Genomic DNA, 12,075 nt, shown 5'->3' on the forward strand with positions numbered 1-12,075 from the left:
GTCGTCAGTGGTTTATTCATAGCGCAGGGCTTCCGCAGGTTTCACGCGGGCAGCCCACCAGCTTGGGTACAGGGTCGCCAAAAAGGCGAGGATCACGGCCAGCACGCCGATCTTGGTGACGTCGGGCCAGCGCAGGTCGGACGGCACGGTGCTGATGAAATAGATGTCCTTCGAGAGGAACTGCACGCCCAGCAGATGCTCGATAAAGGGCACGATGACGTCGATGTTCATGGCCACCAGCACGCCGCCGCCCACGCCCAGGATCGTGCCCAGGATGCCCACCAGCGCTCCCTGGATCATGAAAATCTTCATGATGGAACGGGGCGACGCGCCCAGCGTGCGCAGAATCGCGATATCGGCCTGCTTGTCCGTCACCGTCATCACCAGGGTCGAGACCAAGTTGAAGGCGGCCACCGCGATGATCAGGGTCAGGATGATGAACATCATGCGCTTTTCCGTCTGCACGGCGGCAAACCAGTTGGCGTTCAGCTTGGACCAGTCGCGCAGCCACAGGTCGCCCGGCATGGTTTTTTTCAGCTCCGCCGCCACTTGCGGCGCCTGGTTCATGTCGGCCAGGCGCAGACGCAGGCCCGACGGGCCGTCAAGGCGCAGCAAGCGCTGGCCGTCTTCGATATTGATGAAGGCCAGGCCCGCATCGAATTCATTGTGGCCCGCCTGGAAGATGCCGCTGACGGTAAAGCTGCGCATGCGCGGCAGCACGCCGGCCGGCGTGACCTGGCCCTGCGCCAGCATCAAGGTGACTTTTTCGCCAAGGTTGACGCGCAAGGCGCGCGCCAACTCGATGCCCAGCACGATATTGAAGGTGCCCGGCTGCAGCGCCTTGAAGCTGCCCATGCGCGTCTGGCCGGCCACGTCCGAGACATTCGGTTCTTCCTCGGGCAGCACGCCGCGTACGATGGCGGGTCGCAGCGCATCGTCGCGCAGCAGCATGCCCTGTGTTTCCACGAACGGCGCGGCGCCCTTCACGGCCGGATTCTTGAACGCTTGCGCAGCTTCCGCGCGCCAGTCCGGCATGCTGCCGCTGTTGTCGAACACTTCCACGTGGGCCAGCACGGACAGCATGCGGTCCGTCACTTCCTTCTGGAAGCCGTTCATCACGGACAGCACGACGATCAGCGCCGCCACGCCCAGGCCGATGCCGGCCATGGAAATGAGCGAGATAAAGGAGATAAAACTGTTGCGGCCACTGCGCTTGCCGGCCCGCGTGTAGCGCAGGCCGACCAGCCATTCGAAAGGAAGATTTTTTAACATGCTCATTGATTCGTTAATTCTAAGGGGTCTGACCCGCCGGGTCTGACCCCGGCAGTTTGTTGATCAGCCAATTACTCATACCGCAGCGCCTCGGCCGGCTTGACACGCGCGGCGCGCCAGCTTGGGTAGATGGTCGCCACCAGTGCCAGGCCAAAGGCGATCAGGCCGATCTGCGCCACGTCCAGCCAGTGCACGTCGGACGGCACGGCGCTGATCTGGTAGATTTCCTTCGAGATGAAGTGCAGGCCGAAGATGCCTTCGATGAAGGGCACGATGACGCCCACGTTCAGCGCCAGCACGACGCCGCCGATCACGCCCAGCGCACTGCCCAGCAAGCCGACCAGCGCGCCCTGGATCATGAAAATCTTCATGATGGAGAATGGCGAGGCGCCCAGGGTGCGCAGGATCGCAATGTCGGCCTGCTTGTCGGTGACCGACATCACCAGGGTCGAAACGAGGTTGAACGCGGCCACGGCGATGATCATGCTGAGGATGATGAACATCATGTTCTTCTGGCTTTGCACCAGCGCATACCAGCTGGCGCTGGCGCGCGACCAGTCGCGCATCCACAGCTGGCCCGGCATCGACGCTTTCAATTCACGCGCCACCTGCGGAGCCTTATTCATGTCGTGCAAACGCAGACGCAGGCCGGACGGGCCGTCGAGCTGCAGCAGCTGTTCGGCGTCCTGCATGTTGACGAAGGCCAGGCTGCCATCGAGTTCATTGTGGCCCGCCTCGAAGATGCCGGCGACCTTGAGCGCGCGCATGCGCGGCATGACGATGCCATTGGCCGGATCGCCCGCCCTCGGCTCGCGCTCCAGCATCAGGGTGACGTTCTGCCCCACTTTCACGTCGAGCGCCTTGGCCAGGTCGATGCCCAGCACGATGTTGTACGAACCTGGCGTGAGATCGTTGAAACTGCCCTGCTTCATCTGGCTCGCCACGCTGGAGACGGTGGCTTCCTGCTGCGGCAGCACGCCGCGCACGACGGACGGGCGCATGGTTTCGTCGTTGAGCAGCATGCCCTGGGTTTCCACGAATGGCGACACGGCTTTCACTTGCGGGTTGGCGTAGGCGGCGCGTTCCTGCGCCTGCCAGTTCGGCATGGAGCCGCTGGTGTCGAACACCTCGACGTGGGCCAGCACCGACATGAGCCGGTCCGTGACTTCCTTCTGGAAGCCGTTCATGACGGACAGCACGACGATCAGGGCGGCCACGCCCAGGCCGATGCCGGCCACGGAAATGAGGGAGATGAAGGAAATGAAGCTGTTGCGGCCACTGCGTTTCCCGGCGCGCGTATAGCGCACGCCGACCTGCCACTCGAAGGGAAATTGTTTGATGATGCTCATGCGCTCCCGCGACAACGATGATATGCGAGCGCGCAGTGTGCCACACAATGGGCATTTCATGCATCAAGTCTGCGTGATCCATGTGTGAAACCGCGCACGCCGGCCCTATTTTGCCTCCTGCGCCAGGCCGAACACGGCCAGCAACCGCCCCGCCAGCGCATATTGCCGCATCTGCGCCAGGGTCAGACGGTGCAACTGGTCGCTGCGCCGCTGCTGTATCGTGAAATAGCTGTCGCGCGTCTGGATGACCTGCTGCAGATTGCGCCGGCCCGCCTCGTACTGTATGGTCCCGCCGCGCACGACGAAGGCCATCTTCTTTTCCTGTTCGTCGAGCAGGGCCAGGGTGCGCTGCGCATTGGCGATGCGCGGCAGCATGCTGGCCAGGTCGGCGCGCGTGCCCTGCTCGGCGCGCGCCACGTCCGCCTCGGCCGCCTGGGCACGGCTGATGCTCTCGTCGCGCTGCGCCAGGCTGCCGCCGCCCAGCGGGAATTCCCAGGAAACGCCCACCGACCAGCCCCGCTGCTGGATGGTCGACGGCGGCGGCGTGGTCTTGTTATTCAGGAGATGGCTGACATTCAGATCGATTTTCGGGGCCAGGGTGGCCGCCACGCCACGCACGCGCAACTGCGCGGCCGCCGCCCGCTCGCGCGCGGCGCGCAACTGCGCATGCTGCGTGTCGGCGTGTTCCAGGGCCTGCGCCGGCAGCGGCGCAAAGGCGAAATCGGCAAACTGCGCCACCGGCTCGAAGGCCAGCGCTTCGAGCTTGATGCGCGCCGCCTGCTGGTCCGTCAGCAAGCCATCGTGCACCAGTTCCGCGTCCAGCTGCGAACTTTGCGCCAATTCGCGGTCCACTTCCGACGCTTTGCCCAGTTCCGCCTGGCGCGTCACCTGCCGCACCAGCTGCGTCACGTCGCGCAGGCGTTCCTGCGACTGCAGCAAGCTGCGTTCCAGGCGCTGCATGTCGAAATACGCTTCGGCCAGCTTTTCCGCGCTGTCCGCGCGCGCCCGTTCCACGTCGAAAGCGGCGCCCGCCATGTCGCGCTCGGCCGCATCGAGTTCGGCGCGGTCGGCGCCGCCGTTGTAGACATTCCAGCGTACGCTCGCCTCCACCTGGTGCGTGCGGCGTTCCACGTCCAGGGTGCCATCGAGGTCATTGCTGCGCCCCCGCGTGGCCTGCAGCGCCGCCGTCGGGAACAAACGCGAGCGGGCCTGCTTGTAGCGCGCTTCGGTGGTGGCCAGCGCCGCCTGCGCCGCGATCACCTGCGGATCGCGCGGCACGGCGCGCGCCAGCAAGGCGGGCAAGCCGCGCGCGGACTGCGCCTGGAAAGCGGCCGGTGGCGTAGACTGGGCGACGGCGTTTGCGCAGGCGAATGCCATGCAAAGTAAAAAAGCACGCATCACCGCTCCTGCAGGGAAGACTGCAAGCCGCGCAGCACGGGCTTGAACACATATTGCAGCACCGAGCGGCGCCCCGTCAGGATGCCCACGTCGACGGGCATGCCGGGCGTAATCGGCAGCACCTTGCCGTGCGCCGTCAGCTGGCTGCGGTCGGTACTCAGCTGCACCTCGAAATACGGCTCGTTGCGTTCGTCGGGAATCACGTCGGCCCCCACGCGCACCACCTGCGCCTGCATGCGTCCATACGTGGTGGCGTCATACGCCAGCACATTGGCCGATGCACGCTGCCCCACGTGGATGAAACCGATGTCCGACGGCTTGACGCGCACGGAGATCAGCATTTCCGAATCGGCGGGCACAATTTCCAGGATAGGTTTGCCCGGCTGCGCCACGCCGCCGACGGTTGCCACCAGCACGCGGTTGACGACGCCGTCGACGGGCGCCGTCACATCGCGCCGGCTCACCTGGTCTTGCTGGCCCTTGACGGTGCTGGCCAGGGCGCCGGCCTTGGTTTCGTATTCGCTGCGCTGGGCGCCCCACTGGCCGCGCATGCGCGCTTCCACTTCGCCGGCCTGCGCCTGCGCCTCGGCCAGGGTGGCCGCCAGGCGCGGCACGGACGCGCGCAGACTGTCGAGTTCCGTGCGCTGCTGCTGCACGCGCTGCTGCGCATTCAGGTAGTCGCCGCGCGAACCGGCGCCCTCCTTGAACAAACGCTCTTCGATCGACAGGCTTTCCAGGGCGATTTTGAGGCCCGTATCGAGTTGGGCGATGCGGCTGTGCGCCTCGGCCAGCTCGCCGCGCCGGCGCGTCACGCCTTCGTGCGCGGCCGCCGTGGCCGACGCGAATTCGCGCTGGCCGTCGCGCCACAACTGCGTTTCCTTGGCGATCAGCTCGGGCGCTTCCTGCTGCCATTCCGGCGCAAACCGGGGCCTACCGCCGGACAGCAGCGCGTCGAGGCGCGCCCTGCCCGCCAGCGCGGCCAGGCGATTCTGCACGCTGGCGCCCAGGTTGGCCTCGTACTGTGCCGTGTCCAGGCGCAGCAGCAAGTCGCCGCGCCGCACGCGCTGGCCCGGTTTCACCAGCATTTCGCGCACGATGCCCCCTTCCAGGCTTTGCACTTCCTGCAGATGCGACGGCGGCGTGATGGCGCCACGGCCATTCACGGACACGTCGAGCTGGGCGAAGGTGGCCCAGGCCAGGGTCAACACCAGCAGCACGGCGATCAGCGCCAGCATGCACAGAACAATGCGCTGCGGTTCGCGTTCCGGGTCCGGGTGGGCTGTTGGCAGCGGTCGGGCGTTCAGGGCGCTCATGCCGCCACTCCCTGTTCCGCCGCAGGCCTGGCCGCCTGGCTGTTCAACACGCGCATGACCTCATCGCGCGGGCCGTCGGCCACGATGCGTCCCTTGTCAAAGACGATCAGGCGGTCGACCAGCGCCAGCATGGCCATGCGGTGGGTGACCAGCACGATGGTCGTGTCTTTCAAGGTGCGCAGCCGGCCGATCAAGCGCTGCTCGGTGGCCGGGTCGAACATGCTGCTCGGTTCATCGAGCAGCAGCATCGGCGGTTTCGCGAGCAAGGCGCGGGCCATGGCCACGGCTTGCCGCTGGCCGCCGGACAGGCGTTCGCCCCGCTCGCCCACTTCCGTCGCCACGCCGTTGGGCAGCTGGGTAATGATGTCGTCGAGGCAGGCCAGGCGGATGGCGTCGAGCAGGCCCGCGTCGTCGGGCTGGCTGCGTCCCAGTTCGATGTTTTCGCGCAGGGTGCCGTGGAACAGGGTCACGTCCTGCGGCACATAGCCGATCTGGCGGCGCAGGCTCAAAGGTTCGAGCTGTGTGCTCGCCAGGTCGTCGAACAGCACGCTGCCGCTTTGCGGCCCGTACTGGTTCAACAGCAGGCGCAGCAAGGTGCTCTTGCCGGAACCGAGCTTGCCGATCACGCCGACCCGTTCGCCGGGGCGGATGTGCAGGTTGAGTTTATCGAGCAGCGGCGGCGAATTCGGGTAGGCAAAGCCCACGTCGCGAAACTCGATGCGCCCGGACAGGGGCGGCGCCTGCAGGCTGGCCGCGTCGTCATCGGTCGGCGCTTCCATGATTTTATTCAGAGCGTGGTAGGACAATTTGGTCTGCTCCCAGCGCATGATCAGGCCCGCGATCTGGCTCACGGGCGCCAGCGCGCGGCCTGTCAGCATGCTCACGGCGATGATCTGGCCCAGGGTCAGCAGGTGTTCGCCCATCAGCAAGGCGCCCGTGGCCACCACGGCCACGCCGGACAGGGCCAGCACGGCCGTGTTGATGTAATTGACGCGGCTGACGATTTCGCGCGTCTCGACGCTGTTGGCGGCGATGGCCACCGTCAGGCTCTCCCATTTGCGCCGGCTCCACGCTTCGGCGCCCAGCGCCTTGATGGTGTCGAGGCCATTCATGGTTTCAAACAGGTGCGCCGTGCGCTGCGCGCTTTCCTGCATCGAGGCGGCCACGTGGCGCGCCAGGGCCGCGCGCGAAGCAAAGGCCACCAGCAGCAAAATCGGGATGACGGCCAGGGGCACGAGCACGAGCCAGCCGCCCACCAGGGCGATCACCAGCAGGAACAGCAGCAGGAACGGCAAGTCGCCCAGGGTCGTCAGGGTGGTCGAAGCAAAGAATTCGCGCACGGATTCGAAATCGCGCACGGTATTGGCCAGGGTGCCGCCAGAGGCCGGCCGGCTGGCCGCGCGCAGGCGCAAACACTGGGCAAAGATGTTCGACGACAGCGCCACGTCCATGCGGCGCGACGCCGTTTCCACCAGTTCGCCGCGCAACAGGCGCAGGGCCAGCTCGAAACCCGTCAGCACCACGACGGCGATCGTCAGCACCCACAGGCTGGACGTGGCATTGTTCGGGATCACGCGATCGTACACGGCCATCGCATAGAACGGCACCAGCGCGCCGATGATATTGAGCACCAGGGTGCCCAGCAAGGCCCAGCGGAAGACCCAGCGGTTGCGGTTGAAGACATCCCAGAACCAGCGCCCCGCCACCGGCATGCTGTAGAGCAGGCTGCGCTGGTCGAAAAACAGTACGGGCCGCACGGCCACCCAGCGTGCATCGGGCACTTCCTGCACCAGCGCGGCCGCGTCCAGCCAGGCGCTGCCGTCGATGCCGGGCACGTGGCATTCGTATTTGCCGTCAGCAATAGTCAGCACCACCAGCGCCTGCCCTTCCCCGTTGAGCAGCAAGGCCGGCATTTCCGTAGCGCGGCGCGGCTTGTCTGCAGGCAACGCTGTGCCGGCCAGGGTGGCTTGCGCCAGCGCCTGGTCGAGGAAATCGGCGGCGGCCGCTTCACCATGCGCGGTCACGCTGGCGCGCAGGCGCTCGGCCTGCACGGCCACGCCGAAAAAGCGCGCGAGGAAGACGATGGCGTCGGCGATGGTATCGGTGGACGCGCCGGCGGACGCGATGGAAGTATCGGGGGGTGGGGTCATGATGGATTCACAATAAAACGCTGCGGCGGGCCGGTCGGGCGCGCCGCAGCGGGAACGCTATCGCTTGCGCGATGAGCGATGAGTAATAATTAAATCAGCGCGGAAGCGCCCTTGCGGCGGCGCGCCATGAAGCCCAGCAGGCCCAGGCCCGCGACCAGCATGGCCCAGGTTTGCGCTTCCGGCACTGGCGACACGGAAAGCAGGGTTTGCGAAGCCGGGTTGACGCTGCTCAAGCTCGTATAGTTGTACAGGTTCTGGATGGCGCCATTGCCCGTGGCCACGCCCAGCATGGTGTTGGCCTGGCTGACGACGGCATTGCTCAGGCTTTTGAAGCGCAGGTCGCCCGTCAGCAGGTTCGTGTTGTCATTATTCAATTCCCACAGGGCCAGCTGGAAGGCAGCGGCGCTGTTGGCGCTGGTCGACACACTGGAGACGGACGAGGCGTAATAGCCTTCATACAGGCGTTTGACGGCATCGCTGGCGGCGAAGACGCCGCTGCTGTAGCTGTTCGAATTGTTGCTCAGTGCGACATGGGGATCGAGGCAAAACGCCAGGAAGGTGTTGCTGTCGTATTTGACTTCCCACAAGGTCGGCGAGATGGCGCTGCCCGAGCCGAAGGCGCCGCCGGTAGCCGTAAACAGGCTGACGCTGTGCGAATCGACGACTTGCAGGTTGGAGGCGGCCAGGGCGCTGCCGCTGGCCAGGGCGAACGTGGCGGCGGCGATGGCGCCGCGGACGAACAGGTGCATGGATTGTTTCATATTGGTTTCCCTATTTCTATTATCAAGTGTGGAAAAAGCGTGGAAAGCGCCGGCGCCCCGTGACGGGTGCGCCGGTGCGGCATTGCCGGGCAGGATTACGGGCCGGCAAGGGACATCAGGCAGCCATTTCCTGGGGCTGGACATTCGCGTGGGCCATGGCGCGGCGCAAGAGGTCGGCCATCTCGCACTGGGCCTGGGCTTCGGCAGCCGGGGCAGCCTGGGCGGCAGCGACCGTGTTGACCGTGCCGTCCTGGCCCAGCACCACATCGAGCGTGCTGTCGTCGCGCAGCAGGTCAGCCATGCTCGGCAAGGTCACGCCGGCGGCGGCCGCATCCTTGGCATCGACGTTGAAATACACATCCGTCATGTCGACCGTCTTGCCGTCGGCCAGGGTGGCGCTGCTGCGCTCGAGGTGCAGATTGCTGTTGGCGTCGAGGAAAGGCAGTTCCGTGTAGCTGACCGTCAGGCTGGCCACGCCGGCGTCGTGCAAGGACATCAGCTCGCCATCGTCCGTCACGCCGTTGCTGTTGGCGTCGCGCCAGATGCGCAGTTCCGCAAACTTGTCATCGTGCGCATCGACCACGCCGTCGCCGTTCGAGTCATGGCTGGACAGCTTGGCAAAGCCCGTGCCCTTCTCGTTGCCGCCGAACAGTTCGGAGATGTTGTCGATCTTGCCATTGCCATTGCCGTCGATCGCCAGCAAGCCGTCCTGGGCCGAGACCCAGCCCGTCTGGATGGCGCTGCCCGTGCCCAGCAAGTCGAAGCTGCCATGGAAGTCGGCGCGGGCGATCGTGTGCACGCCGTCACCGTTGAGGTCGATGACGATGGGCGTGATGGCCGCATCCCAGCTCATGTCGTTCTGGCCCGACGCCAGTTTCAGGATGTCCGTGTAGACCACGTTGCCCGTCGTGCCATTGCTGTTGACGTCCGAATCGATGTTATCGTTCGTGCCCACGTTCTTCGCGCCCCAGCGCCACGTATCCATGGCGTAGCCCGCGTGGTACACGCCCGACTTGTCGAATTTGAGCGAATAGCTGCCCGGATCGAGGTTGCTGAACAGGTAGTTGCCGTAGGCATTCGTGTAGGTGGTGGCCAGCAGCACGCCGCTGCCCGAGTACAGCTGCACCTTGATGTTGGCGATGCCCGCCTCGTTGTAGTCCTGCACGCCGTCATGGTCGGCGTCGCGCCACACCTTGTCGCCCAGGCTGGCCTTGCGGTAGATGCCCGCATCCCAGCTCATGTCGTTCTGGCCTGCGGCCAGGTTGATCAGGCCCGAGCGCCCCGTGCTGACATCGACGTCGGAATCGGCCGTGTCAACGCCCACATTGGCCTTGGTGTAGTAAAAGCCCGATGGACGGATGACTTCCACCTTGTAGCTGCCGGCCGCCAGTTCGCTGAACAAGTAATTGCCGCTGGCATTCGTCGTCGTCGTGGCGATGACCTGGTTGTACGCATTGAGCAGGTTGACTTTCACCCCCGCCACGCCCAGTTCGCCCGCCTCCTGCACGCCGTTGTAGTTCCTGTCTTCCCACACGCGGTCGCCGATGGATGCCGTGTTCAGTTTCACCAGGCCCGCATCCCAGTCCAGCTGCACGTCGCCCGACTTCAGGGTGGTCCACGTGGTGGTGAAGCCGGTGGCCGGATTAACGTCCGAATCGGTGGCGTAACCGCCGATATCGGCCTTGGTGAAGCCGTAGCCGGCCGGCGGCACGAAGCCCAGATAGTAATTGCCTGGCACCAGGTTGCTGAACAGATAATTGCCGCTGGCATCCGTGGTGGCGCTGGCCACGACGGCACCTTGCGCGTTGTACAGGTTGACTTTCACCCCACAAACGCCCGCCTCGCCCGCATCCTGCGTGCCGTTGCCGTTCGCGTCGAACCACACGCGGTCGCCGATGGACGCCGTCTTGTACAGGCCGGCATCGAGATCCCTGTAGTTCTGGCCGGCAGCCACCGTCACCTGGCCGCTGTTGCCCAGCGTATTGATGTCGCTGTCGAGCGCATCGTTGCCGCCCGCGTCCTTGACCGTCGTCAGATAGCCGGCTGGGGCGACGACGGCGATCGAATACGTGCCAGGATCGACATTGAAGTTGTAATAGCCGGTGGCGTCCGTCAAGGTCGAACCGATCACGCTGCCGGCCGCGTTTTTCAGCTGCACGGTGACGCCGACTATGCCGGACTCGCCCGCATCCTGGATGCCGTTCGCGTTGCTGTCGTGCCAGACCCGATCGCCCAGGGTGGCTGGCAAGGCGACGATGCCGGCGTCCACGCTGTGATTGCTGTCGCCCGAGGCCAGCAGCACTTGGGCCGTGCGGCCGTCGGCATTGGCGTCCGAGTCACGCTGACCGTCGCCGCCCTGGTACTGGCCCGTGAAGGCGTAGCCGGATGGCAAGGTGGTTTTGTCGAACTGCACGCTGTAAGCGCCTGGTTTCAGGTTCGTGAACAGATAGTTGCCATTTGCGTCCGTGATGAGCGGGCTGCCGACGGCGTTGCCCGACGCATCGAGCAAGGTCACTTTCACGCCTGCGGCGCCCGCTTCACCCGCATCCTGCACGCCATTCTTGTTCGTATCGAACCAGACGCGGTCGCCCAGCTCGGCCGTGCGGTACAGGCCCGCATCGAGGGTCAAATTGGTCTCGCCCGGCGCCAGGGTGACGGGCGCCATCTTGCCGGCCGCATCGATATTGCTGTCCTTGGCCGTGTCGCCGCCCTGGTTCGCCGCCGTCGGCACGTAGCCGGCGGGCGCCACCACGGTCACTGAATAGGTACCGGGATTGACGTCGAAGTGGTAGCCGCCGCTGGCGTCCGTCGTGGTGGAGGCCACCACATTGCCGGCCGTATCCTTCAGTTGCACGACGACATTGGCGATGCCCGCCTCGCCCGCGTCTTGCACGCCGTTGGCGTTCTTGTCTTCCCACACGAAGTCGCCAAGGTGGGCCATCGGCACCTTGAAGGTCAGGTAATGGGGCGCCAGGCTCAGGTCTTGCGCATTGCAGCCGTCCATGCCGCCATCATCGCGCACCTTGAAACCGAGGTCGAAGTCGCCGGCCACGGTCTGGCTGGGCACGAAGACCAGGTGGCCCGCGCGGATATCGTCGATGGAGACTTCCGTGCCCACCGCCACGGCCACGCCGTTGAGCAAGACCTGGCCCGCCGTGGTGGTATTCGTGATGACGATGGACTTGAAGCCATCGTGCTCGACGTCGTCGTGGAAGCCGAAATCGCTTTCGCTCAGCACGACGCTGGCACCGTCGGCCAGAGTGAAGGTCTTGTCGGCCGCATCGGGCGCATCATTGACGGGATCGATGATGACTTGCAGGCTCAGCTGGACGATATCGCCATTGCCCTTGTCGATCGTCACCTGGATGGTCGAGAAGCTGCCATTGTAGTTGGCGGCCCAGTCGCCGGGACGCACGTACACGGTATCCGCGTCGAGCATGCCGAACAGCGGCGTGTTCTCCGTCGATTCCATATCGTCCGGCAACAAAACCGTGAAATTCTTGATATTCAGTTCGCCTTGTACCGAGTAGCCGGCCTGGATCAGCAGGTCGCGGATGTCGAAATTCTTGTTGATGTCTTCGCAGACGTGGACCGTGGTCGACAGGTTATAGGTAGTCATGCGGCCTCCTGACGGCATGCCACGGCGGCTGCAGGAGCGGAAATACGGAGGGCCAGGGCGCGATCAGCCTGGCCGCGCAAAGCGGCGAATGTATACATAGGTGGGCTTCCAAGAAGGGACTTGTTTAAAAAAATGAAGCCGGCAGATCTTGTATACAGTTTCGAGGGACACAGGAGCCAGACGACGCAACCACGCAGCAAGGGGTGATTGTCT

General features: G+C 65.0%; 7 protein-coding genes. All 7 read right to left on the reverse strand.

Going from position 1 to position 12,075, the window contains the following annotated elements; all coding sequences use genetic code 11:
- Positions 1–12: 12 nt before the first annotated feature.
- The 7 genes from AC54AG_RS09160 to AC54AG_RS09190 all read right to left on the reverse strand — a co-directional run bounded on the left by AC54AG_RS09160 (position 13) and on the right by AC54AG_RS09190 (position 11,862).
- Positions 13–1,278 (reverse strand): lipoprotein-releasing ABC transporter permease subunit, encoded by a 1,266-nt coding sequence (locus tag AC54AG_RS09160; RefSeq protein ID WP_046682975.1) that lies wholly within the window; start codon positions 1,276–1,278, stop codon positions 13–15.
- Positions 1,279–1,343: 65 nt separating this feature from the next.
- A complete protein-coding gene (locus AC54AG_RS09165; RefSeq protein WP_034755457.1) occupies positions 1,344–2,621 on the reverse strand; it encodes a lipoprotein-releasing ABC transporter permease subunit in 1,278 nt (425 codons plus the stop codon).
- A 105-nt stretch (positions 2,622–2,726) separates the two neighbouring features.
- Positions 2,727–4,019 carry a TolC family protein gene (locus AC54AG_RS09170; RefSeq protein ID WP_496630103.1) on the reverse strand — a complete coding sequence of 431 codons (1,293 nt, stop codon included), beginning with the start codon at positions 4,017–4,019 and terminating at the stop codon, positions 2,727–2,729.
- Entirely contained in the window at positions 4,019–5,332 is a 1,314-nt protein-coding gene (locus AC54AG_RS09175) for an HlyD family type I secretion periplasmic adaptor subunit (protein ID WP_496630104.1), read from the reverse strand. The genes AC54AG_RS09170 and AC54AG_RS09175 overlap by 1 nt, the downstream gene beginning before the upstream one ends.
- Positions 5,329–7,482: a type I secretion system permease/ATPase gene (locus AC54AG_RS09180; RefSeq protein WP_331776348.1), complete on the reverse strand. Its 2,154-nt coding sequence runs from the start codon at positions 7,480–7,482 to the stop codon at positions 5,329–5,331. The genes AC54AG_RS09175 and AC54AG_RS09180 overlap by 4 nt, the downstream gene beginning before the upstream one ends.
- 89 nt (positions 7,483–7,571) lie before the next feature.
- Positions 7,572–8,243 (reverse strand): PEP-CTERM sorting domain-containing protein, encoded by a 672-nt coding sequence (locus tag AC54AG_RS09185; protein WP_331776347.1) that lies wholly within the window; start codon positions 8,241–8,243, stop codon positions 7,572–7,574.
- A 115-nt stretch (positions 8,244–8,358) separates the two neighbouring features.
- Positions 8,359–11,862 (reverse strand): SdrD B-like domain-containing protein, encoded by a 3,504-nt coding sequence (locus AC54AG_RS09190; protein WP_496630106.1) that lies wholly within the window; start codon positions 11,860–11,862, stop codon positions 8,359–8,361.
- Positions 11,863–12,075 lie beyond the last annotated feature (213 nt).

The organism is Janthinobacterium sp. BCJ23 (assembly GCF_059617945.1).

What these genes read in the sequence shown, in the direction of transcription:
- AC54AG_RS09160 (WP_046682975.1), bottom strand. Translation starts at nt 1,278, where the DNA reads ATGAGCATGTTAAAAAATCTTCCTTTCGAATGGCTGGTCGGCCTGCGC.
- AC54AG_RS09165 (WP_034755457.1), bottom strand. Translation starts at nt 2,621, where the DNA reads ATGAGCATCATCAAACAATTTCCCTTCGAGTGGCAGGTCGGCGTGCGC.
- AC54AG_RS09170 (WP_496630103.1), bottom strand. Translation starts at nt 4,019, where the DNA reads ATGCGTGCTTTTTTACTTTGCATGGCATTCGCCTGCGCAAACGCCGTC.
- AC54AG_RS09175 (WP_496630104.1), bottom strand. Translation starts at nt 5,332, where the DNA reads ATGAGCGCCCTGAACGCCCGACCGCTGCCAACAGCCCACCCGGACCCG.
- AC54AG_RS09180 (WP_331776348.1), bottom strand. Translation starts at nt 7,482, where the DNA reads ATGACCCCACCCCCCGATACTTCCATCGCGTCCGCCGGCGCGTCCACC.
- AC54AG_RS09185 (WP_331776347.1), bottom strand. Translation starts at nt 8,243, where the DNA reads ATGAAACAATCCATGCACCTGTTCGTCCGCGGCGCCATCGCCGCCGCC.
- AC54AG_RS09190 (WP_496630106.1), bottom strand. Translation starts at nt 11,862, where the DNA reads ATGACTACCTATAACCTGTCGACCACGGTCCACGTCTGCGAAGACATC.